General features: G+C 45.6%; 22 protein-coding genes and 1 tRNA gene. 14 read left to right on the plus strand and 9 right to left on the minus strand.

Annotated elements, in window-relative coordinates:
* The first annotated feature begins 229 nt into the window (after positions 1–229).
* Positions 230–1,333 carry a CBS domain-containing protein gene (locus E7X56_RS09685; protein WP_135606561.1) on the plus strand — a complete coding sequence of 368 codons (1,104 nt, stop codon included), beginning with the start codon at positions 230–232 and terminating at the stop codon, positions 1,331–1,333.
* Between the two features lie 8 nt (positions 1,334–1,341).
* Complete coding sequence (locus E7X56_RS09690) at positions 1,342–2,736, plus strand: TraB/GumN family protein (protein ID WP_135606562.1); 1,395 nt, start codon at positions 1,342–1,344, stop codon at positions 2,734–2,736.
* A gap of 13 nt (positions 2,737–2,749) precedes the next feature.
* Here the strand turns inward: E7X56_RS09690 and E7X56_RS09695 are convergent, their stop codons facing one another.
* The 5 genes from E7X56_RS09695 to E7X56_RS09715 all read right to left on the minus strand — a co-directional run bounded on the left by E7X56_RS09695 (position 2,750) and on the right by E7X56_RS09715 (position 7,619).
* Positions 2,750–3,349: a transglutaminase family protein gene (locus tag E7X56_RS09695; RefSeq protein ID WP_135606563.1), complete on the minus strand. Its 600-nt coding sequence runs from the start codon at positions 3,347–3,349 to the stop codon at positions 2,750–2,752.
* A gap of 96 nt (positions 3,350–3,445) precedes the next feature.
* On the minus strand, positions 3,446–4,339 hold the full coding sequence (fhcD, locus tag E7X56_RS09700) for a formylmethanofuran--tetrahydromethanopterin N-formyltransferase (RefSeq protein ID WP_135606564.1): 894 nt from the start codon (positions 4,337–4,339) through the stop codon (positions 3,446–3,448).
* 247 nt (positions 4,340–4,586) lie between these two features.
* Positions 4,587–4,997 (minus strand): DUF3795 domain-containing protein, encoded by a 411-nt coding sequence (locus E7X56_RS09705; protein ID WP_135606565.1) that lies wholly within the window; start codon positions 4,995–4,997, stop codon positions 4,587–4,589.
* Between the two features lie 88 nt (positions 4,998–5,085).
* Positions 5,086–6,714, minus strand: coding sequence for a hypothetical protein (locus tag E7X56_RS09710; protein ID WP_135606566.1), 1,629 nt, complete (start codon positions 6,712–6,714; stop codon positions 5,086–5,088).
* A gap of 26 nt (positions 6,715–6,740) precedes the next feature.
* The gene (locus E7X56_RS09715) at positions 6,741–7,619 is read right to left on the minus strand and encodes an ion transporter (protein WP_135606567.1); all 879 of its coding nucleotides are present in this window, start codon (positions 7,617–7,619) and stop codon (positions 6,741–6,743) included.
* 191 nt (positions 7,620–7,810) lie between these two features.
* Here E7X56_RS09715 and E7X56_RS09720 point away from each other — a divergent pair, with 191 nt between their 5' ends.
* From E7X56_RS09720 to E7X56_RS09740, 5 genes are all read left to right on the plus strand, one after another.
* On the plus strand, positions 7,811–8,482 hold the full coding sequence (locus E7X56_RS09720; RefSeq protein WP_135606634.1) for a winged helix-turn-helix domain-containing protein/riboflavin kinase: 672 nt from the start codon (positions 7,811–7,813) through the stop codon (positions 8,480–8,482).
* Between the two features lie 5 nt (positions 8,483–8,487).
* Positions 8,488–9,228, plus strand: coding sequence for a 3,4-dihydroxy-2-butanone-4-phosphate synthase (gene ribB, locus E7X56_RS09725; protein ID WP_135606568.1), 741 nt, complete (start codon positions 8,488–8,490; stop codon positions 9,226–9,228).
* 34 nt (positions 9,229–9,262) lie between these two features.
* Positions 9,263–9,337: transfer RNA gene (locus tag E7X56_RS09730), tRNA-Pro, on the plus strand.
* Positions 9,338–9,620: 283 nt separating this feature from the next.
* Positions 9,621–10,493 (plus strand): ABC transporter ATP-binding protein, encoded by an 873-nt coding sequence (locus E7X56_RS09735; RefSeq protein ID WP_244603492.1) that lies wholly within the window; start codon positions 9,621–9,623, stop codon positions 10,491–10,493.
* 4 nt (positions 10,494–10,497) lie between these two features.
* Entirely contained in the window at positions 10,498–11,289 is a 792-nt protein-coding gene (locus E7X56_RS09740; protein WP_135606569.1) for an ABC transporter permease, read from the plus strand.
* A gap of 18 nt (positions 11,290–11,307) precedes the next feature.
* On the opposite strand, the gene E7X56_RS09745 is transcribed toward E7X56_RS09740, so the two are convergent.
* Positions 11,308–11,499: a hypothetical protein gene (locus E7X56_RS09745; RefSeq protein WP_135606570.1), complete on the minus strand. Its 192-nt coding sequence runs from the start codon at positions 11,497–11,499 to the stop codon at positions 11,308–11,310.
* Positions 11,500–11,601: 102 nt separating this feature from the next.
* On the opposite strand from E7X56_RS09745, the gene E7X56_RS09750 reads away from it, so the two are divergent.
* From E7X56_RS09750 to E7X56_RS09760, 3 genes are all read left to right on the plus strand, one after another.
* Complete coding sequence (locus E7X56_RS09750; RefSeq protein WP_135606571.1) at positions 11,602–12,159, plus strand: flavodoxin family protein; 558 nt, start codon at positions 11,602–11,604, stop codon at positions 12,157–12,159.
* Positions 12,160–12,375: 216 nt separating this feature from the next.
* Positions 12,376–16,584 (plus strand): alpha-2-macroglobulin family protein, encoded by a 4,209-nt coding sequence (locus E7X56_RS09755; RefSeq protein ID WP_135606572.1) that lies wholly within the window; start codon positions 12,376–12,378, stop codon positions 16,582–16,584.
* 362 nt (positions 16,585–16,946) lie between these two features.
* Positions 16,947–17,267 (plus strand): DUF5684 domain-containing protein, encoded by a 321-nt coding sequence (locus tag E7X56_RS09760; protein WP_135606573.1) that lies wholly within the window; start codon positions 16,947–16,949, stop codon positions 17,265–17,267.
* 94 nt (positions 17,268–17,361) lie between these two features.
* Here E7X56_RS09760 and E7X56_RS09765 read toward each other — a convergent pair whose 3' ends face one another.
* The 3 genes from E7X56_RS09765 to E7X56_RS09775 are packed head-to-tail and all read right to left on the minus strand — an operon-like array spanning position 17,362 to position 19,815.
* A complete protein-coding gene (locus E7X56_RS09765; protein WP_135606574.1) occupies positions 17,362–17,733 on the minus strand; it encodes a carboxymuconolactone decarboxylase family protein in 372 nt (123 codons plus the stop codon).
* A gap of 7 nt (positions 17,734–17,740) precedes the next feature.
* Complete coding sequence (locus tag E7X56_RS09770) at positions 17,741–18,211, minus strand: hypothetical protein (RefSeq protein WP_135606575.1); 471 nt, start codon at positions 18,209–18,211, stop codon at positions 17,741–17,743.
* Entirely contained in the window at positions 18,208–19,815 is a 1,608-nt protein-coding gene (locus tag E7X56_RS09775; protein ID WP_135606576.1) for a BCCT family transporter, read from the minus strand. The genes E7X56_RS09770 and E7X56_RS09775 overlap by 4 nt, the downstream gene beginning before the upstream one ends.
* A gap of 207 nt (positions 19,816–20,022) precedes the next feature.
* On the opposite strand from E7X56_RS09775, the gene mutS reads away from it, so the two are divergent.
* Genes mutS through E7X56_RS09795 form a run of 4 tightly spaced genes read left to right on the plus strand, consistent with a single transcriptional unit; the run spans position 20,023 to position 26,201 of the window.
* Positions 20,023–22,683, plus strand: coding sequence for a DNA mismatch repair protein MutS (mutS, locus tag E7X56_RS09780; RefSeq protein ID WP_135606577.1), 2,661 nt, complete (start codon positions 20,023–20,025; stop codon positions 22,681–22,683).
* Position 22,684: 1 nt separating this feature from the next.
* Positions 22,685–24,547, plus strand: a complete 1,863-nt coding sequence (gene mutL / locus E7X56_RS09785; protein ID WP_135606578.1) for a DNA mismatch repair endonuclease MutL — start codon at positions 22,685–22,687, stop codon at positions 24,545–24,547.
* A 59-nt stretch (positions 24,548–24,606) separates the two neighbouring features.
* Positions 24,607–25,623: a cobalt-precorrin-5B (C(1))-methyltransferase gene (locus E7X56_RS09790; protein ID WP_135606636.1), complete on the plus strand. Its 1,017-nt coding sequence runs from the start codon at positions 24,607–24,609 to the stop codon at positions 25,621–25,623.
* Positions 25,620–26,201 carry a cobalt-precorrin-7 (C(5))-methyltransferase gene (locus tag E7X56_RS09795; protein ID WP_135606579.1) on the plus strand — a complete coding sequence of 194 codons (582 nt, stop codon included), beginning with the start codon at positions 25,620–25,622 and terminating at the stop codon, positions 26,199–26,201. The genes E7X56_RS09790 and E7X56_RS09795 overlap by 4 nt, the downstream gene beginning before the upstream one ends.
* Positions 26,202–26,332: the final 131 nt, after the last annotated feature.

Below are 26,332 nucleotides of genomic sequence, written 5' to 3' on the forward strand. Positions count from 1 at the left end.
ACTTGCTACTGATCATTGATCAGCAAATTGCTAACATGATCCTAAAAATACTGCTGGAACATAATACTGACTACAAGTACTAATTAAAGGTACTAACTAAAAATACTGTTTAAAAGTATTTATTAAAGGTATCATCAAAGCAACCTAAGCAAGTTATTGACCGGAAAATAAGATCACTAAAAGTGTTGACCAGATAATACTAAATATAATAAAGCTAAAATTTGAATCTATGGCAAATTCTTTCAAAATTGGAACAATTATCGGTATCCCTATTAAGATACACATAACATTCCTTTTAGTTCTTCCATTCTTTACACTTGTTTTTGCCATGAATCCGGCACCGTATGGCTTCAGTGATGTAGTGCCGGTAGTATTGAGATACGCCTTATCTTTTTTGACAACTATACTTCTCTTTGGCTGTGTTCTGCTTCATGAGCTGGGGCATTCTTACCTTGCAAAGAAGTATGGTGTAAAAATCACAGATATAACTTTGTTCCTGATAGGTGGTGTCTCTTCCATGGAGGAGATCCCGAGGGACCCGAAGCAGGAAGCAAAGATGGCTTTTGCAGGGCCTTTGGTCAGTTTTATTATCGGAAGCTCATTGCTACTGCTTAATTTTGCAGTAGCCGGTGCTGTTGCTTCGTTTGCGGATTCGGTCATATTCAGGCTGGTACAGATGTTAGGTGCCATCAACATTGTCCTTGGTATGTTCAACCTGCTCCCTGCTTTTCCTATGGACGGCGGACGAATACTTCGTGCATGGTTTGCAAGGAAGATGCCCTACATACAGGCAACCCACGCAGCAGCAGCTGTCGGTAAGATGTTCGCATTCCTGCTGGGAATGCTGGGTCTGTTGTCAAATCCCTGGAATCCCTGGCTTATCCTTATTGCTATCTTTGTTTACATGGGAGCATCAGGTGAGGACCGTTCCACAGCTGTTACAGTGACCCTTGAAAAAGTACCTGTCAGTGAAGTTATGACAAAGGATATTGTCTCGGTAGAGCCGTCATTGACGATCGATGATCTGACCCAGTTCATGTTCGAAAAGAAGCATATGGGATATCCTGTGATAGAACACAACACTTTAAAAGGTATCATTACATTTACAGATGTACGCAAGGTAATGCCTCTGGACCGCTACAGTGTACTGGTGTCCGATGTTATGACAAAAGATATTGTAACGATACCAAAAGAGGCGACTGCCGCAGATGCTTTTAAGCTGATGGTCTCTAACAACATTGGCAGGGTATTGGTGGTCAATGAAAATGGTTCTGTGTCTGGTATCCTTTCCAGGACCGACCTGATGCATACAATGATGTTATTGAACGAGTGATGTAGAAAATGGACAGTATGACCTACAAAAAAGCAGAAGAGAGGCCGGATGATCAGGTCATAACGGATTCTCAGAAAGCTGCTTCTAATTATAATTACGATACGGTATCGGGTTCAACTTATTCAGGCCAGGGCGATGCAACTTTTTCACAAACGCCTTCTCTTGTTCCCATGATAAAGCAACCGGATTCTCTTCAGCCTGCTCCCCAGCCTTCCCAGATAATCATCGTGGGAACGGCACATGTTTCGGAGAAGAGTGTCAATGAGGTAAAAAGTACCATTGAGCGCGAGAAACCCGATATAGTGGCTGTAGAGCTTTGCAAAAGCAGATATGATTCACTGAAAGGTGAAGTTAAGGATTCAGAGATACCCATCAAGGATATTCTAAGCGGTGGGAAGATCTACTATTTCCTTGTACACATGTTGCTTGCCTATGTGCAGAAGAAGATAGGGGATGAGATGGGTGTCCAGCCTGGTGCTGAGATGATCGCTGCCATCGATGCTGCAGAAGCCAGTGGGGCAAAGATAGCTCTTGTTGATCGTGATATCCAGCTGACCCTGCAGCGTTTCTGGAGCAAGATGGGATTCTTTGAAAAACTGAACATTGTTGTAACTCTTGTTGCTTCTGCTTTAGGGATCGGCTCATCAAAGAACATTGATATTGATAACATCACCAATCAGGACATGGTTACCATGCTCACGGATGAGCTGCGTGCTGCATCTCCGAATGCTGCCGCTGTTCTGATCGATGAGAGAGATGCTTACATTGCAGGAAATCTCGTCAAGGTTGCCAGAGGGGGCAACAAGAAGATAGTTGCAGTTCTTGGTGCCGGACATAAGACAGGGGTTGAGAAATATCTCAAGGATCCAAAGTCCATACCTCCAATGTCCTCACTTACCGAACTTCCACAGAAGCGCTTCAATTTCATGAAGATCATTGGAATTGGCATCGTGGCTCTGGCAATTGCAACCTTCATTTTATTGATAATGTCAGGTACACCGATCGAGCTGTTGCTTCTGGCTTTTGGCTGGTGGTTCATCATAAACGGAATCTTAAGTTCCATCGGAGCTGCTCTTGCAAAAGGACATCCGTATTCGATCATCACCGCTTTCCTTGTAGCATGGCTCACATCCCTGAATCCGATGATGGCGGCAGGATGGTTTGCAGGATTGATGGAAGCTAAACAGAGGAATCCTACTACTGCAGACCTTAAGGAAGTTGTCAAGCTTGAAAGTTTCAAAGAGCTTCAGAAAAACAATTTCTTCCGTGTGATCATGGTAGCTGCATTTGCTAACATCGGAAGCACCATAGGTACGTTCCTTGGTGTTTATGTTATGGTGCAGGTGACAGGTATCGATCCAAGGGAAGTGATCAGTGCAGGTCTTATGGCGATAGGTCTTTGAAATGACCTATTGCTCATGATTTTTTGAATGATGGTTTTTGTATCAGTGGGATGTCAGGAAGATTTTCCCAGACATCTTCATAATTATCATATTTTGTCAGCACATCAACGATGACAGGTAACGGATCAGCCCAAATTTCGGGGAGGTCAGCTTCGCCTTCTACCTTAATTTCGTATGCAAGTTTCTCTTCCGGAGGGTTGAACTGTGCATCAATACTTTTCTTATTTCCTCTTGCATCGATGCGATGCCAGCCGATCCCAGGCAGGTAGACAGCATTTAATCCGTGAAGGCAGAACGGTTCACCATTTTCATCCCTGCTCAAACGCTGGTAGCAAAATCCCGTGGGAATGGAGCTTGTTCTCAATAAAGCTGCAAGCAGATGGCTTTTTGCATAACAATAACCAGTACCTGCTTCCAGTACCTCCGAAGCTTTCAGTGTGATAGGGTTCATGCAGTGGTCATGACTGTGGTAGATCTCATCCCTTACCCATTCAAAACAGTTCCTTGTTATTTCGACAGGGCCATCCAGTCCAAAAGCAAGTTCCTTTGCAAGCTTTTCGACTTTCGGATGGCTCCAGTCGATTATTTCAGTAGAACGTAGGTATTCCTGCATGGTCTCACCTGTGAAGTTCTAAGACTTAAATGTTAATGGATTTAGTAAAAATTCCTAAGAGAAACCTAAAAGAGAAAAGAGAAAAAAAGGACGACCTTATAAAAGGTCGTGCAGGTTAAACTTGTGTGGTCCGAGGTTTCCGCCGTAATTACCTGCGGTGATCTTCTTGACACCTGGAACTGCTACAGCTGCTTCGATACCTGCTGCCATTGCTTCGTTGATAACATCTGCGTCTACACCGTTAATAACGATCTCATAGACACAGTTGACATCTGCAGGGATCTCTGAACCTTCTACCTGATCCTTGATGCTTGGGCAGAACTTCTCATTAGCTGTTGCCTTAAGGAACTTGTACTTGTTTGCTCCTGCCTTGGAACCACTTGCAACGATTCCGCCTGGGAATGGTGTGACTACACCCTCGACAGCCTGGATAGAATCAACTGCATTTTCTGCTGCGGTAAGAGCGTTCATCTGTGTGTCTGCGAAAATGAAGAAGTTTCCACCTGCAATAGCTTCTACTCCACCAATGGAATCCTCTACAAGGAAGTCACCCTCCATCATTGGGATCACATGCATCTTGCGGTCGCCGACCTCTGTCTGGGATTCTGTTCCGTCTGCGAAGTATCTGAGCTTGTTTCCGGTGTCGAACTGTTTCTCTGCATCAGGAAGACCGTTGAACACTGCGGTTGTTGGTGCTGTCAGGATACACTGGCCAATGCGCTCCAGAAGCTGCCCTTCAAGTGACTTGTATCCGAAGGTGTAGATCTGGATGTAAACCCCAGGTCTGCCATCTGGTGTCTCACTACCGTCTACATACATCTCAATGCCGGCTTCAGCAGGGCATCCAATGACGGATGTTCCGAATCCGGTTGCTTCCTGAGCTGCAACTGTTGCCCAGCGCATTGTTGCGGCTGTGATCAGTACACGGGCCATTTTGATTGGAAAGGCCTCTGCGAATGTATCTTCGATCTCTACTCCGTTAAGTTCCATTAAAACACCTACATAATTGATTATTTAGTATGAATTAGAAGACTATTACAATACATATATGTTATGTCCATAGCGATAGACAATATATTTCAAGGAAGAATTTGAAAAAAGCTTGATTTGACTGCAATGACAGATCGGTTTGAAAGATAAAAAATGTTGTTTTTACACAAAGTATATGCAATATACAGAATTTTGCAAACTGGAAATTGGCAGAAAGGTTGCTGAATTCAGGGCTATTTCACAGATTTTACTCTTTCTTTTTACCACAGCTATAGCAATATCTCCTATGTACACAAATAGTGCCTCCACATTCAGAACAAGTCCATCTCTTCTTTTCATTTTTCACAAATTCTTTTAGACTTAATTCTTTGATGTTCTCGAGATTTTCGACCATGCTCATATTATATTTGGTACGATATCTTTCATCCAGATGTTTCAATTTATCACAAGGGAACTTTTCACACTCAAAACAAAATTGTAATTTGTCCCTTTTAAAAGGGGGGCAGTTCTTAATTTTGCATTTAGTCCGGGTAACAGGTTTATTGATGTCGGATCCTCTGCAACCGGGACACTTATTTTTATCCCTCAAGTAAGCTATGCAAATACCACAATTCATTCCGCAAGGAGCAATAAGTGACAGATCGTTTGAGGATTCCATATATTATACTATTTTATTTTTCAAAGCTATACATGTTCTGTTCGACGTCTAAGACATTCCAATAGTCTTAAAAAGGGTCAGGCAGGAGTTAGTAAGTTTTCCCGCCGTATTCCTTTAAAAAAAGCTGATAGAACTTATCCTCGCCTGTTTTGTATTCTGCAATATCCATTACAGAATCCTGTATCATAATGGCAGCTTCATCGTATTTTTCTATCCTTGAAAAAGCAGTTCCAACTGCGCTGACAGGCAATGTGAGTTCTGAACGCATTGAAGAGATGCATATCTCCTGAAGTGAAATGATAATCTGCCGGACCATTTCATCAGCCATTTCATCAGCCATTTCATCAGCCATTTTATCAGCTGTTCCATCAGACCCGTCCTTAAGGGCTGTAATTCCAACTTCTTCGAGCTCTTTTATGACCCTCAGGGTTTCGTCTCCAAGATGCTCGCGTGAGGCTGCAATTCCAAGGTCACGCATTGCCCAGGTTACCTCTAGCCCATCCCTGTGGGACATGAATTTACCCATTTTCCTGAAGGAGTCCATCAGTTGTTTGAAGGCTTCCTGCCTTTCGTTGCTTTCCAGTCTCAGGATCTTAGTACCAATATCACGCATTGTGAGTACGATCGATCTGGCATAGGTCGTATATTCCTTGCTTGCTGCTATCCTTGCAATTTCCAGCATTTCTTCATTTACTGCTGTCATTGTGGATGTATCCCCTGAAAATGCAGCGTGATGGGCTATCTCTTTGAACAGGATTAGCCCCTTTTCCACTGTGGCTTCCTGTTTCCGGCTGGCAGCTGATCGTGTAATATCTCCTGTGGCTCCAACGAACTGGCGCTGTATATCCATTGTGTGTCTTCTTTTTGCTGCTGCGAAAAGAGACCCGATAGTCGCAATTGAAACAACAGCACCGGCCTGGCTTCCATGGTTTGAAGCAGACGTCCCGATAGCTCCTATGGAATTGATAATAGTTTTTGTTGCCTTACCATCATTTTCCAATGCAATGAACCCCATTTCAAGCAAATGTGAATTCATATGCCTGGTAATTTCAGTGGTGTCCTTTGAACCTGTCATGAGGTTCTGCGCGATCGTTGTGATCTTTTGCAATCCTGTTCTGAATTTGTCTTCATCATCTTCCCTGATAGCGCATCGAATACTATCAACAGCCGGAGATAATGGATCATCTTCATCTCTTGATGTGCTTTTTGTCGAAATCTCTATCAGGTCGTAAGCGGTAACCTTGCCCAGCATATGATCGAACTTTTTCACGATGGATTCGTTATAGAGATTCTTTGTTAGGGTAGAACCAATAAAGCCCAGGATCACAGCAACTGCAATTGCAGCTCCCAGTAAGGAGGGGTTATGGAGTTCCAGCAGGTGGGCTATGGAAATTGTAAAAATCGTTGTGCCTGTTATGAATGAGATCATATAGCCGGATATCTTTCTTTTTGAGCTTTGCCAGAGAGTAGTTGCCCACAAGCATCCAAAGAAAGCAAGAAGGATGCTGTCAGTTGCTATATCTGGTATAACCTCGCCTGTCAGCAGTGCTGCTATTACTGATATCTGAATTGAAAAAGCTCCTATAGCAAGATCTGAACCGATACCTGAAAGGCTCATTTTAAGGCTGTGACGGATAATGATATCAGAGAAAAGGAAAGCTGCTGTCAGACCTATTACTATGGCGGCATCGATGATCGTGGTTAGTAATATCTCCATGTTATCACCATCTTAAGATATATTTTTCAAAGCTTTGCTCCGCAGTATTTACAGTAATAAGCATCAGTATCGTGACCCTGCAAGCCACAGTTGTGACATGCTATATTCACTGCAACATCCTTTGTCTCTTCTGCTATTTGTATAGGCATGGCGTCCATGCTCCTGTTAATGATCGAATGGGTAACAATGCCTGTGGGAACCGCAATTATGGAATAACCGAGAATCATTACAACGGATGCCATTGCCTGCCCCAGTGGTGTTATGGGGACTATGTCACCGTATCCTACAGTTGTCAGTGTTATTATGGCCCAGTAGATACTTCGCGGGATGCTTGTATATCCGCTTTGCTCCCCTTCGATGACATACATCAGGGAGCCTAATATTATCACAAGGTTCAGGACAGTGAACATGAAAACGGTTATCTTCCTGCTACTGTCTTTAAGGGCCTGTACCAGTATCTCGGCCTCTGAGAGGTACTGGACAAGTTTGAGTACCCTGAATATTCTTAGCAAGCGCATCACTCTTATTATTAGCAGATACTGGCTTCCTGGAAGGAGCATGCTAAGATATGTTGGGATTATGGCAAGAAGGTCGATGATACCAAAAAAACTGGTCGCATAACGTACTTTGCTTTTGACACAGATGATCCTCAGGAAATACTCAATGGTGAAAAGGGCAGTGAATATCATTTCTGCCAGGTAGAATTTCTCATGGTGAACGATGTTGATCGAATGGACACTGTCGAGCATTACCACAGCAACACTCAGAACGATCGTTACGATTAAGGCAACATCAAAAGATTTTCCATAAGGAGAATTGGCTTCAAAGATCAGTTTGTATAGGTCCAAACGCCAGTCATCAGTGTCTGGTCTGTTCTCTCCCTCTTTGCCTAATCTGTATACCATTATCCTTCTCCTTAGGAACAAGGCGATGACCTTGTATTCCCATGCATCTAGCATCCGGAAACTGAAATCAAATATCTCTTTATTGTATTATAAAGCATTCTGAATTAGAGGCACGATTTAACAAAACATTTATTTCCTTTCATCTCATATTTGAGATGCATCTCATATTTGAGTCAATAAAGGTCCTGCAAATGCATCGCATAAATTCTTTGAAACACCTGGCCCTTCTGGGCGCACTCAAGAGACCTGTCAAGATCTCGTCCAGTGAGTTTACCAAATATACTTTCACCAGTTCCAAGACAGCTGCAAGAACATTGAAACAGCTCGAAGAGGAAGGTCTGATAAAGCGCAGCATTATCCCTGAAGGTCAGATGATCTCCATAACAGATGAAGGTCGTATATGGCTTGAGAGAGAATACAGTGATTACAGGCACATCTTTTGTGGTGATGAAAAGAAGGTGGAACTGTACGGTAATGTGATTACAGGCCTTGGAGAAGGCCAGTATTATATTGCCCAGGAAGGTTACCGTTCCCAGTTCGAGGAAAAGCTGGAATTTGTACCTTATCCAGGTACGCTTAATGTGAGACTTACCGATCATAGTGCAGACGTACAGAAGAACAGAAGTCTGAAGAATATGATACAAATATCCGGTTTTACTAACGGGCAGCGTACCTTTGGAAGCTGCAATTGCTATTTTGTAGAGGTTGAAGGTATTCCCGGTGCAGTGGTGACACCTGAACGTTCACATTATCCCCATGATCTGCTGGAGATCATATCCCCTGTCCATCTCAGGGAGACACTGGATCTCAAGGACGGGGATGAAGTAAAGATTACAATAGAAGACCGAAGCGCATGTGAGTGATCCCTATGAGTTCCAATGAAAATTACAGTGATAATATCAATAAAGCATTGAAGGCCGCACAGAACGGTGAGATGTTCTTCATCTTCGATTCCGATAGCCGTGAAGGAGAGACTGATTTTGTGATCGCTGCAGGAGCTGTTACTCCCGATGACGTGCGCTGGATGCGCAGGGACGGTGGCGGATTGATCTGTGTTGCGCTTGATGGCGAATCCTCCGAAAAGCTTGGTCTTCCTTTCATTTCCGATATCCTGCGTGATGAGATTGAGAACTATCCTGCTCTTGGCACTACTGTTGAAAGGGGTGGCGATCTTGCCTACGACAGTCGCTCTTCATTCTCCATATGGGTGAACCACAGGAGAACACGCACAGGCATTCCTGACAATGACAGGGCACTGACCATAAACGAGCTGTCGAATATCACTGAAAAGGTCCTTGATGGCAAAGAAGTGGATTTCGGTTCAGAGTTCCGTACACCTGGCCATGTTGCACTTTTGCGTGCAGCTGACAGACTGGTACATGAGCGCAGGGGACAAACAGAGCTTTCCATTGCTATTGCAAAGATGGCAGGAGTCACACCTGCAATGGTGGTCTGTGAGATGCTCGATGATTCCAACGGCAAGGCCCTTTCCAGAGAAGATGCAATAGAATATGCCCAGCTTCATGATCTTGTCTTCCTTGAAGGACAGGAGATCGTGGACGCATATGAGCAGTGGGAGAGCTCGCAGGCATCCCATCAGAAAGAATGATATACTGATAGTGACTATTATAGTTCGACCCCGTGGGGCCGTAGGGTAGCCTGGTCCATCCTGCAAGGCTGGGGGTCTTGCGACTTGAGTTCAAATCTCAGCGGCCCCATCACAAGATCTCGCTTCTTGAGCGCGGGTCCGTTTCGCGCTGCTCAAGCGGACTTATTCTCGAGTCTCCATTCCTATTGATTTTCATTCTGATGTTATTTTTACATTGAACTTCTTTACTGAAATTTTGGTGTTTTCTGATCTGAGATTTCAACTTGCTTTTTTATACACATAATAAGAAAAATAAGAAATCTATATCAAGTCTCATTGCAATTGTTTATTATAGACAATAGAACTGGTGATGTATCATTACTGCTGTTATCGTAGCTGAGAATTTGAAAAAGGTGTTCGGGGATTTTCTGGCCGTGGATTCTGTGGATTTTTCTGTGGAAGAGGGAGAGCTTTTCGGCTTTCTGGGACCCAACGGTGCGGGAAAGACTACTGCCATGCGAATGATACAGTGTGTTTCTCCGATGACCTCAGGTAAGCTGGAGGTCTTCGGGATGGATGTGAATACACATCAGCGTGAGATCAAGTTCCGGATGGGTGTTGTTCCACAGGAGAACAATCTTGATCCTGATTTTACTGTATATGAGAATCTCTTAGTTTTTTCACGATATTTTGATATTCCTGAAGATGAGGCTAAAAGAAGAGTGGACGAGCTTCTTGAGTTTGTTCACCTGGAAGAGAAGCGAGATACGATGACCGAAGCCCTGTCGGGTGGTATGAAGAGACGGCTGGTGCTTGCAAGGGCATTGATAAACAAGCCCAGGCTGCTGATACTGGATGAACCTACGGTGGGACTGGACCCCCAGTCCAGGCATTTGATGTGGGATAAGCTCAAAGGGCTCAAAAAGGAAGGGGTGACCATTGTGCTTACCACGCATTACCTTGAGGAGGCTGCCCAGTTGTGTGATCGGCTGGTGATCATGGATCATGGTGAAATACTGGTCGAAGGTACTCCTGAAGACATGATCAATGAATACATAGGTCCCGCTATAGTAGAAGCCGATAATGATCCCAATGTTATCTCATGTCTTGATAAGCATCAGGCAAACTATGAGATCCTCGGGGACGAAGTACAGATATATACCGATGATCCACAGGAAATAACAGACCATTTGCTATCGGAGTGCAGGCTTACCAGTGTCACTGCAAGGGCGTCGACCCTTGAGGATGTGTTCCTTAAGCTCACAGGCAGGAAACTGAGGGAGTGAGATCATGAACATGGGTATGTATTTCAAAATTCCGAAATTAACATCGGGTGCCATCAAGGTCTGGCGACGGAACAAGGATGTTTTCATGAAGAACGCAAAGCTCAATTTCCTTCCGCCGTTCATTGAACCTCTGCTCTACCTTTTTGCCATGGGTTTCGGGCTGGGATTGTTCATCGAAGAGATCGATGGTGTCTCCTATGCAAAGTTCATTGCTCCGGCATTGATATCGGTATCTGTGATGTATGGTGCGTTCTTCGAATGCAGCTACGGTTCCTATGTGAGAATGTATTACCAGAAGACCTTCGATGCCATTATCGCAACACCGCTTAGCATTGAGGATGTGATCGTTGGTGAGCTGCTGTGGGGGGCCACAAGGAGCCTGATAAGCGCCACATTGATGCTTCCAGTGATCGCACTTTTCGGTCTGATCGACATCCCTTATTCGTTGTTGATCATACCATTTGCTTTTCTGGCAGGGTTGTTATTCGCAGGTCTTGCTATGTGCATTACTGCTGTGACCCCGAACATAATGTCGATCAATTATCCGATACTTCTTTTTATAACTCCTATGTTCCTCTTCAGTGGAACGTTCTTCCCCCTGAACGTCTTGCCTGAAGCCATTCAGTATATTGCACTGGCAGTATTGCCGCTGACGCATGTGGTCATGATAATACGTTCACTGACCTTTGGAACACTGGATCTGTTCCTGCTCTGGCATCTGCTGTGGATAGTCGTAGTATGTTTCATATTGTTCGTGGTCTCGGTCAATATGATGAAAAAGAGGCTGGTTATCTGAAGATGAGAACGAATCATATCATTCATCTTTTTTGTTCATCTTCAGGTCCATGCACCTTCGGGAATTCTCACATCCAAGACTGCGCCTGTAATCCGACCTGATATGCTCTTTTGCTGTTTTGATCATCAGGTCATCGAGTTCTTCATCGTCGAGCAGTTCTTGCTCCTGCTTTTCTTTCTGCTCTTGTCCTTCGTTCTTTTCAGTTATCATTTTGTTTTCACTTTGATCCTTGTGAAATAAACCTTGATTATCCTTAGATAAGTTTAAGCATAAAAAATCTACATATGTATTGTTATCTCAGGATGTGAAATCATGAAAGTATTGGGTATTGTAGGAAGCCCCCGAAAGAACGGGAACACGGATACTGTAGTGCAGAAAGTGCTTGAAGGAGTAGCAGAGAGCGGTGCTGAAACAGAAACGATCTATATCAATGACCTGAACTTCAAGGGTTGTCAGGGATGTGGGTTCTGCAATGTGATGCCGGAATGCAAGATCAAAGATGACATGACAGAGGTTTACAAAAAGATAGAAGAAGCAGACGGGTTCGTATTCGGTTCACCTATCTATTTCTTCCAGTTCACAGGCCAGATGAGGCTTTTCCTTGACCGCTGTTATGCACTTGTGGACGCTGAACTGAAACCAAGGATACCTGTGGGGAAGAAAGCTGTTCTTGTAAGGTCACAGGGGGCGCCTGATAAATCCACCTATGAGAACGTGTTTGATGAGTTCAGTGAATGCCTGACAACCTTCTTTGGAATGGAAGTCAAGGACAGGCTGGTTGCTGCCGGATTTGACCTTCCGAGAGAGGTCAGGAAAGACACCGAACTTATGGAAAAAGCAAAGTTAGCGGGTTTGCATCTGCTGGATTAATTTAATTTTACCGTGTGTCCGGGGCAGAAATGGCAGGACACAACTTTTCTTTTTCATCCTCTCCATCTTTATTTTCCTCTTTTCTTTTCTTTTCCTTTCCGGCTTGAAATTGAAATTTATAGCTACGAACAGTTTCGAAGTTTAAGCTAAGTTTATACCAGATAGGGACTAATTTTCTTTTAGATAGTAATCATATTGATCTATGGGAGTGTTAAAATGAGGTCCGTCGGAATTGTGCAAAAGTCATTCATCGTATTGTTCCTGCTGTCATGTATCCTGATAGCAGGTTGTATAGGTCAGGATGAAGGGGTGGATTATCCCCCTGCGAACGAAGCCCTTTCCTGTGAGGAAGGAGGTACCTATTCCACAGAGGATGAGTACCTGATAATGGTTCCAAAGGCGCTGTTCTCAGGTGGAGAAAGCTCTGTAACCATGTCGGCTTTCCTTGATGATGCTCCTGTAAGCCGGTGTTTTGAGTACACACTTACAAGTGCTGCAGGCGAGGTAATTCCACTGGTAAAAGCTGCTACCTCTGATTCGGGTAATTCTGTTGCGAAGTTCGATGTCCCGGAAGTTGAGGAAGGCAGTTACACACTTACTGCAACTCCAGTGGGTGCAGAAGCCGGTTTCACAACGACCATACAGGTCGTTCAGAACAACCCGATCTTCATAGAGACCGATAAACCGATCTACAAGCCAGGGCAGACGGTACATGTGCGTCTTCTTTGCCTGAACAACAATCTGGTCCCTGTGGTTCAGAACACAACTGTGGAAATATCAGATGCTAAAGGCGTGAAAGTGTTCAAGGACGATCTGACCACCAACGATTATGGTGTTGCATATTTTGATCTGCCACTGGCTTCCGAGCTGAACCTTGGTACATGGAAGATAAAGGCAACATCCGGCACATCTATGTCAGAGGTGGATATCAGGGTGGAGAAATATGTGCTTCCGAAGTTCGATCTGGAAGTTTCCACCGAGAAAAGCTGGTTCCTTGTGGATGATCCGATCACAGGAACAGTTTCGGCACAGTATTTCTTTGGAAAGGATGTCGAAGGTGACGTCGAGATAAAGGCTATGCGATATGTGGGAGTGTGGGAGGAATATGCGACATTCAGCGGACTACTTGAGGAAGGTTCAGTTGAGTTTGAACTTCCACCCACAGAGTATGTTGCAGGTACCTATGGTGCCGGCGGACAGGGCAGTGTTATGCTCAACGTTACCGTAACAGACACCGGAGGGCACAGTGAGGAAACCACCGAACTGCTGACCATTGCACAGGATCCGCTTGTTCTCCAGATGATACCTGAGTCCGATTCCATAAAGCCGGGAATGCCGCTTCAGGTTCTGATAGTGACAAAGGATCCCGGAGGAGAGCCACTGGAGAAGGAAGTAAAGCTCATTGTGAATTTCAGGGACAATAACTATGAGAGGAACGAGCAGGAACAGATCGTCAACACTGAGAACGGTGTTGCCCTGATGACACTTGAAGTACCTGAAGATGCCCTTGATCTGGAGATATATGCTATCTCGGAAGGTGTGGAGGTCTCCGATCATCTGAACGCGGTATATTCCCCGAGTGCAAGTTTCCTTCATTTGAGCCAGGTAAGCGAAGGCACACCTGAAGTGGGGGAAAGTATCACTTTCAAGGTATATTCTACCAACAAGGGAACAGTGTTCTATGATGTGTTCGCAAACGGCAGGACAGTCTATTCTGCTACAAGCGATGAAGCACAGATAAGCATCCCGGTCACACCGCAGATGAGTCCTTCTGCAAAGGTGGTCGCATACATGATCAATCCGAACAATGAGGTATCAGCCGACAGCCTGCCTTTCGATGTGAAGTTCAGCACCCAGGTGGACCTGTCCTCAGGATTCAATAAGGAGACAGTGGCACCAGGTGAGAACGTTTCAGTGGAACTGGATGCAGGCACACAGTCCATGATCGGCCTTTCCATAGTTGACGAATCTGTCTATGCATTGAGCGAAGGCAGGCTCAATCTGAAGCAGGTATTCGATGAGCTTGAGCTCAGGTTCATGGAGCCACAGGTCGAGGCACATCCGAGATATGGCTGGTATCAGGAAACTGCCTATGATGTAATTGATGATGCAGGCCTGATAGTTCTGGCATCCGATAGCTTTGATGTTCCGAAAAGTGAGGTTGAAGTGGCTGAGGGTGGCTTTGTTGACCGTATGTTCGCAATGGATGACATGGCGATGGTAGAAGTCGAGGAGGAAATGGTCATGGAAGCTCCGGCCATGGCACCAACTGATGCAGATTCGGGCACCACTCTTGCAGAACCGGAAAGGGTGCGCCAGTTCTTCCCTGAAACATGGATATGGATGCCTGATCTCATGACGGATGAGACCGGTCTGGCATCCCTTGACCTGAATGCACCGGATTCCATCACCACCTGGAGGCTGCATGCAGTGTCCTCCAGTCCGGAAGGTATTGGAATATCCGAAGCAGGACTTACAGTGTTCCAGGATTTCTTCATAGATCCTGACCTTCCTTATGCGGTCATTCGCGGGGAAGAGTTCCCTGTCCAGGTGCAGGTCTACAACTATCTTGACAGGCCTCAGGATGTACAGCTGACACTTTCCGGTGCAGACTGGTTCGACCTGGTGGGTGAGGATGTCGTAAAGGTCAGTGTGGATGCCAACAGTGTGACCCATGCAAGTTTCACCATAAGGCCTACGGAGGTAGGTGTCCAGGAGGTCGAGCTGACGGGACAGACCACAGAGAAGGCCGATGCTGTGCGCAAGACGTTGATCGTTGAAGCAGAAGGTGTCACAAGGGAGATCGTGGACAATGGTATCCTCAAGGAAGGTTCCGTTGAACTGGATACCACGCTGCCTGCGGACATTGTGCCGGATTCCGGCAAGGTGATGGTGAGCTTTACTCCGAGCATTGTAGCACAGACCATCAGCGGTGTCGACGACCTTCTGGGCATGCCATACGGTTGTGGCGAGCAGAACATGATGTTCTTCTCAACTGATGTGGAAGTGCTGAGATATCTCAAGGCTACCGGACAGCAGAACCCGGAGATCGAGGCCAAGGCGCAGACATACATAATAACCGGTTACCAGAGGGAACTTACTTTCAGGCATTCGGACGGCGCCTTCTCCGCATTCGGTGAAAGCGATCCTGAAGGCAGCCTGTGGCTGACAGCTTTCGTGCTCTCACAGTTCAGCGGTGCCAGGGACATCACCACCATAGACGAGAACGTCCTGCGGGATGCAGCGGACTGGATCGGTTCACACCAGAAGGAGGACGGCTCTTGGGAGTCCGTGGGATTTGTGATACATCAGGACATGATGGGTGGTGTCAGCGGTACCTATGCCCTGACAGCATACATCACTCTCGCACTTGATGAGTATGGCTATTCCACTCCAGAGGTCATGAATGGTGCTCTGGGATATCTTGAGGACAACCTCGATGCACAGGATGACCCATACACCCTTGCTGTTGGTACGCTTGCTCTTGAAAAGCTTGAGAGCGAGAGGGCAGACGAGGCAAGGGCCAAGCTGCTTGCAATGGCAAAGGAGGATGAGAACGGTATGTACTGGGGCTATGATGACGTGGTTCCGGAACCTTATGAATACGGTGGCTATGGCATCTATCCTGTCTCAAGCAAGAACGTTGAGACCACAGCCTACGCAACCCTTGCCCTGATAGAGGTCAATGACCCTGCAGCAAGCTCATCCCTCAAATGGATCGCAGCACAGCGTAATTCCAATGGTGGCTTCTCAAGCACCCAGGATACCGTCATGGCATTCAGGGCACTGATGACAGCTGCAGCAGTTGCTGGAAGGGACGTTGATGCTACCATAACGGTCACCGGAGATGGTGAGGAACTTAAGAGCATCAGGGTCACATCCGAGAATTACGATGTGGTCAACATCATCGAGGTTGCTGAAGGTACCGAGAGTATCAACATGACCCTTGAAGGAAGTGGTGAGCTCAACTACCAGCTTGTCAGGCGCTTCAATGTGATTCTTCCGGAAGTCATCGAGCATGAGGAGATCGAGCTGGATGTGGAATACGACTCCACTGATGTGGCTGTGGACGATATTGTGAACGTCGATGTGCGCCTGAAGTACAATGGAATGTCGGGAATCAGGGGAGTTGTTGAGTCCAGTGGCATGATGATAGTTGATATTGCAGTACCCACAGGTTTCACACCTGTCTCTGCAAGCCTTGAGGAGCTCAAGGACGATGGCACCATCACGAGGTATGAGATCGCAGGCCGCAAGGTCGTGCTCTATATCGATGAGATGATGGCCGGCGAGGAAATGAACTTCTCAATGCAGATGAGGGCCATGTTCCCTGTCAAAGCAATGGTGCAGGAGAGCAGTGCCTACTCGTACTACAACCCGGATGTCAAGGCTGAAGCAAAGGGAATGGACATCAATGTGACATGATCCTTCCCTTTTTTTCTTAAGAGCAGCAGGCGATGTGAGTTTCCTGCTGTTTTCTTTTTTCCTTTTCTCTTTTTTTGAACATCACAAGTACTATCACTTTTGTTGAGAACACATTGAATGCATTATATTTTGAAGCCAAAATTTATATACAGTGAACATGTATTCAACATGTCGAAAAATAGACAAGTATGTCTATATTGTGAACAAACATATGAAACACCAGTATCTGAGGAGATCGAATGAAAGGAATTAGTACTGCGACTGCTGAATTTTTGAGGACGATCCTGGATATTTTTGTGAGCATATTTGAGATATTTGCAAAATAAGTAATGGACTGATAATAAATGTTTGATGAAACTTTAATGTTAATTTTTATTGTGGTAGCTCTTGGTCTATATGTATACTATTCCTATTCGCTGCAAAGGATCGCAGACAGAACAAACACGGAGAATGCCTGGATGGCATGGATACCGATCCTTAATGTTGTACTCATGTGCAGGACAGCGAGGAAATCCCTCTGGTATTTCCTTGGTATGCTGATCCCATACGTCAATATCCTTGTATTGATGTACATCTGGGGTGAGATAGCAGGCGTCCTTGGAAAGTCGAAGTGGTTCGGGGTCCTGACCATTGTACCAATAGCAAACCTTGCACTTCCGGGATATCTGGCTTTCTCGGAATGATAGGATCATTTTGTTCCTATCCCACCATTTTTAAAATTTATTGACTGAAGAACAGTAAAATCGGAACTCAGACGTTGAAGCTTTTACAAGAATACTAGGATTGTAAAGATAATAAAAAAGAAAAGGGAGATGTATATAAGGTTTGTTCAGACCTTGCAAGCCTTCTGAAGATCTCCATTCTGTCCTCTTCTGTGAATGAATTTCCCTGAAATGTTTCGATACAGTTGTTCAGCAGGGTTACGGAGTAGGCAATGGATGTTCCGCCGCCAAATGCAACTGCGAGCATACTGACCTGAAGGATCTCTTCTTTTGTAGCTCCTGAATCAAGAGTATTTAATGAGTGAAGTACGATACAGTAAGGGCAGCGGTGGTATAGTTCGATACTGATACTGATACGCTCCTTTGTCTTGAAATCAATGATGGATTCTTCATACACGCTTTCAAGCAGTTCATCAAGTTCAGATATATAAGGATCAGTATTTTATCCATTTCTCATATTCTCCAAGGAACCTGTAGATAATCTCCTTTTTTGTCAGTTCCTCAATATCGTATTCTTTCAGGGTACCGGTTCTCAATACGATCTCTGCTTTCTGAACGCGTGGCTGGTCTTCCTCGGCATGCTGTGGGAATGCGAATTGCATCTTCTGGTAGGTCTTGCCTCTTATCCGGAAGCAGAATTCTTCTATCTCTTCATTCGGGTTGGTCTGGGATGGTGTGTAAACTATGATGGATGCATAATTCAGGTTTGGTTCATCCACATCGATGACAACATCTTTTCCGTGTTCTTCAAGCTCTGTCTTCAGCTCATGATAAGATGGAAGGACCACATTTTTAATAAAATCCCTGATGTTCATCCGGGCGAATTTCAAATAGACATCGGATGGAGTTCCTTCTTCATCTTCACTTTTAAGTATATTATTCAACTTCTTTTTCAGCTCACTCACTTCTTGATACCCCCGTTCCTGAAGATGTTGTCTACCAAAATTTTTGTCCTATTAATAGATGTTTCTTCCGGCTCATTTTTATTGATCTTTGTATCCTCAATGATTTTTGTACCCCTGACCTCACTTCTAAGACCTTTTACAATGCTGTAGCACATGAGGATCATGACCATACAGAACGGAAGAGCGGTTGTCAAAGCTGCTGTCTGCAATGCAAGAAGACCTCCTGTAAGCAGGAGCACAGCAGCCACTGCACCCTGAAGGATAGCCCAGAAGAACCTGAGACTAACAACAGGTCGGGGATTGCCGTTGGATGATAGAATAGAAATGACCAGTGATCCGGAATCCGATGAGGTAACAAAGAAGGTGGTGATAACAACGGTTGCAAGCACAGAGCTCAAAAATGATACTGGAAGCTTTTCCAGAAGGACGAACAATGCAGTGGGTACACTGGTCTGAACGACCTGGGATATCCCGCCGGCTCCGAACAGTTCTATGTGTATAGCCGTATTTCCAAAGACGATGATCCAGAAAAAGGTAATAAGTGCAGGTGCTATCAGGACACCTCTTATGAACTCTCTTATGGTCCTGCCCTTTGATATACGTGCAATGAACATGCCCACAAAAGGTGACCATGAGATCCACCATCCCCAGTAGAACATTGTCCACATGCTCTGCCACTCCACACCTCTGTAGGCATCGGTCTGGAAGGTTAGGGCTACCAGGTGCTGCATGTAATATCCGATGCTCTGAACATAGGAACTGGCAAGGAAGACCGTCGGGCCTGTGATGAAGACAAAGAGTATGAGTAAAGCTCCAAGACCTACGTTCACCTGGCTCAATATACGTATTCCTTTGTTAAGTCCGGAGACCACAGAAGTTGTGGCAAAGATGGTGATTATTACAATAAGGATTATCTGGTTGCGAATGGATACCGACATAATTCCGATATATTCCAGGCCTGCATTTATTTGCATGACACCAAGACCAAGGGATGTTGCCACACCGAAAAGTGTTCCGAAAATAGCAATTATCTCCACAAGGTTCCCGCGGAAACCGTAGATCTTGTCTCCGAATATCGGATACATTGTTGATCTTATAGTAAGGGGCATATCATGGCGATATGAAAAGTAGGCAAGTGCAAGCCCGACTATGATATATATAGCCCAAGCATGAACACCCCAGTGGAAGAACGTCAGGTTAATGGCTTCCTTTGCTATGGAGATGCTATCCATCCCGGGATTTCTTGGTTCAACAATATGCAATATGGGCTCTGCAACACTGTAGAACAGCAGTCCGATCCCCATACCTGCACTGAAAAGCATTGCAAACCAGGTTCTGTCCCTGTATTCCGGAAGATCATCCTCTTTTCCAAGCTTTATGTTGCCAAAGGAGCTGAAATAGAGCCATATCACAAAGAAGAGAAAGAATGCAACTGAAACGATATACACCCACCCAAAGCTTGTAACGATAAAATTCTGGATGGTTCCAAAGACATCTCCAATGGACGATGTAAAAAATATCCCGAGGATAACAAAAACAGATACCAGTGTGGCCGACGTATAGAATACGGTCTTATTTACTTTTTCTTCTGCCGTTTCATCCATTGAACACATATCCTCCATATACTTGAGATCATGATATCCGAAATAATTGACCGTTTATCACAATGGACCAGTTTTAGAGGGCTAATGTGTTAAATATTTGTATTATTTTTATACTGTCCCAAATTTAAATGAGCAGTATCTGCAATGCAAAAACAAAAATACCAACAAACTGATAAATTCACCAGACCAATTCACCGTGGAGCAAGAATGAATAAATTAACACCTGCAATGAAACAGTACTATGATGCCAAGCAGCAACATAGCGATGCACTGATCTTCTTCAGGATGGGGGATTTCTATGAGTCCTTCGGGGAAGATGCAAAGACCATTGCAAAGGAACTTGAGATCACCCTGACCACGCGGGGAAAGGACAAGGACGGTGAAAAGATGCCTCTTGCAGGTATCCCCTATCATGCTATTGACAACTATCTCCCGCGTCTGATCAAAAAGGGCTACAAGGTAGCTATCTGTGAGCAACTTGAGGACCCGAAGAAGGCAAAGGGCGTTGTGAAACGTGGGGTCGTCAGGGTTGTAACACCGGGTACTGCAATTGATACATCGATGTTCACGGATTCATCTAACAATTATCTCATGTCTGTCTCAGGCGGGGAGGGAAACTATGGGGTCTCATTTCTGGATGTATCCACAGGAGAGTTCCTGACAACCCAGTTCGCTGATGCTCCTCCATATGACAGGATAGCCAGCGAGGCTGCAAGGATGAGGCCCTCGGAATGTATCCTGTCTCCTGAGATGTATTCTGACAGGCATGTCGTTGACAGGCTGAACGAACTTAAGATAGTGGTGCATGAGTTCGAAGAAGAGGCATTTGACATCGGGACCTCTGAAAAGAAGCTTAAGGAGCACTTCAAGGTCTCAACTCTTGAGGGCATGGGGTGTGATGGCCTGCCCTATGCAATATCCTCAGCAGGCGCTGCCCTTGATTATGCGTTGAGCACCCAGATGAGGGAACTCGGGCATGTGAGTGAGCTGAAGACGTATTCCGATTCTGAGTTCATGGTGCTGGATTCCATCACTTTGAGAAATCTTGAGATCGTAAAGAACGTGCGCGGGGAAGGAAATGACACGTCCATACTGAAAGTGCTGGATGATACCAAAACACCAATGGGCGGCAGGCTGCTTCAGAAATGGCTCTTAAAGCCACTTATTGATGTGGATGCCATCAACTACCGTCTCGATGCTGTAGAGGCGCTGGCAAACGGTACCATGATCCGGTTCGATGTCAGGTCCCATCTTTCCTTTGTAAAGGACATTGAGCGCCTTATCGGAAGGATCATGTATGGTAATTCCAATGCACGTGACCTTATTGCACTAAAACGCTCCCTTGAGTCAGTGCCTTTGATAGTGGAATGTCTTGGGGACGATGACCTCTGCGAGATGCTTAAAAGCATCAGGGGTGGCCTTCTGGAATTTGACCAGCTTGACAGTATCGTGGAGCTCATCGATAGTTCCATAGTAGAAGAGCCACCGGTAAGTGTCAGGGAAGGGGGGATGATAAAAGCAGGCTATGACGAGGCTCTGGACGAGTTGAAGGAAATGTCCAAGGGAGGCAAGTCATGGATAGCTTCATTCCAGCAGAAAGAGCGTGACAGGACCGGGATAAAATCACTTAAAGTGGGTTACAATAAGGTATTTGGATATTACATCGAGGTCACAAAAGCGAACATCTCACAGGTCCCTGATGATTACATACGCAAGCAGACCATGAGGAATGCGGAAAGGTTCTACACTCCGGAACTGAAGGAATGGGAAAATGTCATCCTTTCTGCTGATGAGAAGATCACAGCACTGGAGTATGAGATATTCTCCAATATCACTTCGAACGTTGCTTCATATTCATCGCAGTTGCAGACCATTGCGGGCCTGATAGGGCAATTGGATTGTGTTACAAGCCTTGCAGAGGTTTCCGTAAACAATAATTTCGTCAGGCCCAACATCACTTCTGATTGCAGGTTACTGATACGTGAAGGCAGGCATCCTGTGGTAGAGAGGTCCGTACCCGGTGGTTTTGTTCCCAATGATGCGGAAATGGATTGTGTTGACAACCAGTTCCTGCTGATAACAGGACCTAACATGGCAGGAAAATCCACTTTCATGCGTCAGGTCTCACTTATAGTGATAATGGCACAGGCAGGTTCATTTGTGCCTGCTTCCCATGCATCCATTGGTATCGTGGACAGGGTATTTACAAGGGTGGGAGCCTTTGATGACCTTGCAAGCGGGCAGAGTACTTTCATGGTGGAAATGGTGGAGCTTGCCAATATCCTGAACAACGCCACTCCGAAAAGCCTTGTACTTCTTGATGAGATCGGCAGGGGTACCAGTACCTATGATGGTTACAGCATCGCAAAAGCTGTGGTCGAGTATATTCACAATAAAGGTCGTGTCGGCGTACGCTCACTTTTTGCCACACATTACCACCAGCTTACCAACATCTCATCTCATCTGAAAAGGGTGAAGAACTATCATATTGCAGTGAAAGAGGATGGTGATGACCTTGTATTTTTGCGCAAGATCGTTCCCGGGGCCACGGACAAAAGCTACGGAATACATGTCGCCCGGCTTGCAGGTGTACCTCACAAGGTGACCCAGAGGGCAAGGGAAATACTGCAGGATATCGAGGATGAGAGTTCCATCAGCAAGGAAAGCAGTTCAAAGGGTGGCAGGAGAAAAAGGTCGGCACAATATACACAGCTCATGCTTTTCGATCCGGAAGGTTCGGCCCCTGTCGAGAAGGATCCTGTCGTTGAGGAACTTAAAGGGCTTGATGTTAACAACATGACACCGATGGATGCTTTGAACAAGCTCTGTGAACTTCAGAAGAGAACGGGAAAGAACGCGGAGGAATAATATGGCAGAAGCGAGCGGTAACAGGATCCATGTGCTGGATGAGGCTACCATCAACAAAATAGCTGCAGGTGAGGTCGTAGAGCGTCCGGCATCTGTGGTGAAAGAGCTTCTGGATAATTCCATTGACGCGGAAGCTACCGAAATTCGAGTGGAAGTGAAGGGGGCCGGAACGGAACTGATTATAGTTACCGACAACGGCCGAGGCATGTCCCGGGAGGATTCCACCCTTGCGTTCACAAAACACGCTACCAGCAAGATAGGGCATATCGAGGATCTTGAAAGAGTACTTACCTTGGGCTTCAGGGGCGAGGCTATCTCTTCCATTGCAGCGGTTGCAAAAGTGTACCTGACCACACGTGAAAAAGGGAGCATCTCCGGAACAAAGGTAGTTGTCAGCGGTGGTTCAATAGAGAATGTACTGGAAGTTGGTACTGCGCCTGGGACCACTATCTCGGTAGAGTCATTGTTCTATAATACACCGGCCAGGAAGAAGTACCTGAAAAGCATGCGTACCGAGCTTGCACATATTACTGATGTTGTTACAAGACATGCTTTTGGTCATCCTGGGATCTCATTTACTCTCATAAGCGACGGCAAGGTGCTTGTACGCTCTCCGACATCGGGTGATATTTTTGACAGCATCGTCTACCTGCTTGGAAGTGAATCCGCAAAGAAGCTGATACCTGTGGAGTTCAAGTCGGATATCGTGAAAATATCCGGTTATATCTCAAAACCTGGGCTAAGCCGCAGCGGTACTGACCTGCAGTACTTTTTCATAAACGGCAGAGGCATATCCTCAAAGAGTATCAGCAATGCGGTGAGACTTGGTTATTACAACCTGATCCCAAAGGGACGTTTCCCGGTTGCGGTCCTTGATCTGGAACTGGACCTTAGTGAGGTGGATGTCAATGTCCATCCTGCAAAAAGGTATGTGAGAATGAGCCATGAGCGTGAGGTATGTGATGCAGTCACTCTTGCTGTGGAAAATGCATTGAAGGCCGAGCAGCTGGTACCTGAGATAAGTTTACCGGAAAAAAAGCCGGTACAGGCCGTTTTTGTGGAAAAGGCCGAAGAGATGCTTGAAGATATATCTAAAGCGGACGCTGAAGTGTTTGTTCCTGTAGAGAAACTTGAACTGGAGGTCCCTGTTCCTGAGAACAAAATCTCTCCATTGATACGGGAAGAGGAAGAATCCTATCATTTCACTGCCAGGGATACGGAAAAGCGCCTAAAGCGTTCTGAAAGGGTATTGTCAAAGACCCCGAAGAAACCTGAAAGAGCACCTACGGGTCTTGATAAAGCAAGAATAGTAGGTCAGATCAATGAGCTTTATATTATTGTGGAGCTGGAGAATGGGCTTGTCATAGTTGACCAGCATGCTGCGCATGAGAGGGTCATGTACGAGCAGATATGTGACATCAGCAGTTCCGGCTGGCAGGAGCTTATAACACCTGTTACGCTTGACCTCACATCCAAAGAAAAGGTGCTGCTTGAGGAGTATATACCTTATCTTGAAGAAATGGGCTTTGCAATATCGGAATTTGGTCCGAACAGCTATGTGGTAACTACGGTTCCGGCTCTTCTTGGAAAGATGGAAAGTGCTGAGCTGATCCATGATATAATCATAGACCTGCTTTCCACTGGCAGGGTGAAAAATGATACCGGAATGTTTGATAATCTTTGCAAGACCATGTCATGCCGTGCAGCGATAAAAGCCGGTGCTGGTTGCAGTATGGGACAAATGGAGAGCCTTCTGAAGCAACTGGATATGGCAGATAATCCATACACCTGCCCGCATGGTCGCCCAACGATGATCTCATTTACTCGTGCAGAACTTGATAAACTGTTCAAGAGGACAGGATAAGTTAGCTCGTTGGTCGGTAACTTTTATAACTATAAGATATTGAATAACTGGCAATGTCAATTATCGATCCTGTTAACAAATCAAAGATCCCGGATGAGTGGGTCAATAGATCAAAAATACCCCGCGATGAGCTTGAAGAGGGTATAAAGAGCGGGATGCTGGTGGTGCTTAGCGATGGTTCAGTGCTAAGACGAGGCTATACCACAGGAACCACTGCTACCGTTGCGGCAAAGGCAGCTGTCCTGTCACTCAGGAAGGATGTGGACAGGGTCTCAGTGCCCACACCTGTAGGACTTCGCGCTGTCATGGATGTAAAAGCAAAAGATGGCTATGCTGTTGCTGTTAAACTGAAAAACGACCATGAGTCTGATATCACCCGCGGCCTTGACTTCGAGGCAAGGGCGGTTGAATCCGACAAGATCAATATAACTGCCGGCGAGGGTATCGGTATCGTCACAAGAGGCGGCCTGCAGTCCAAAAAGGGTTATCCTGCTATCAATCCAAAACCAATGCAGCAGATAAAGGATGCAGTTGCAGAGGCTGTGGAAGAGATCGGCATCAAAGGCGTTGAAGTGGAGCTATCCCTTCCAAGAGGTGCTGAGATCGCAAAGCGGACCCTGAACAGTCGTATAGGTGTCGAGGGTGGTATCTCCATTCTTGGTACTACTGGTTTTGTCGAGCCATGGAACGATCATCTTGGTGAAATGAAGAGTGATCTTGTACGTGAAGCTTCAAAGGTCGTCCTTACAACCGGTCGCATAGGTATCCGTTATTCTACAATGCTGTTCCCTGATCATACGGTAGTTCTTGCCGGAAGCCGCATATCCGAGTTTCTGGATTCCACAACCGGTGAGGTAGCTATTTGTGGCCTGCCGGGTCTGATCCTGAAATGGGGAGATCCCGATATGCTCAAGGACAGCGGTTTTGCAACGGTCTCTGAGATGATCGAGGTGGAACCTGAAGGGGAACACATTAAACGTGCATTTGCAAAAACGGTGGAGAAAGGAAAAGGTGCACGCATTGTTGTAGTAGACAGGGACGGCACCGTCCTTATGGATAGTGGGGAAAAGAAATGATAATCGCAGGGGTCGGCGTCGGGCCGAACATGTTGACATTGGAAGCTATCGAAGCTATACGCAACGCATCGGTGGTCTATGGTTCGAAGCGCTCCCTTGAGATCGCTGAACCTTACATTGAGTGTGAGGCAAATATCATCAAGAACTACAAGGCTTTACACGAGCTGCCTGATGATGCGGTCGTGCTTTCCACAGGTGATCCCATGTTCTCCGGGCTTGGCAAGTTTGCCAGGGAAGGCGACAGGATCATACCGGGAATTTCTTCCATTCAGGTCGCATGTTCTCGATTAGGTGTCAGCTTATCTAACATAACCGCAATAACAGCTCATGGGCGTGACCCTGCACCTGCAAAAAAGGCCTTTATCCAGGAGATCGAACTGGGGAAAGACATTTTCATGCTTCCGGCTGACACTTTTGGTGTTACAGAGGTGGCTGAAGTGCTAAAAGAAATGGGTGTTGATGCTAAGCTCTATGTTTGCGAGAACTTCGGTTATCCTGAAGAACGTATTGCAGGCGGAACTGTGGATGAGCCACCACAGGCGGAATCAGTTCTTCATTGTGTCGTAGTTGTAAGGTAATACTTACGTATTCTTATTTTTCTTCTATTTTTTCTTATTTTTGTCGTGGTAATGAAAATCATTTTAAACAGTATTATCCAAAAAACTTATACGATTTAGCTCAAAGTATTTATATAAAGTTTCCATTGTAG

The organism is Methanococcoides sp. NM1 (assembly GCF_900774285.1).
GTDB lineage: Archaea > Halobacteriota > Methanosarcinia > Methanosarcinales > Methanosarcinaceae > Methanococcoides > Methanococcoides vulcani.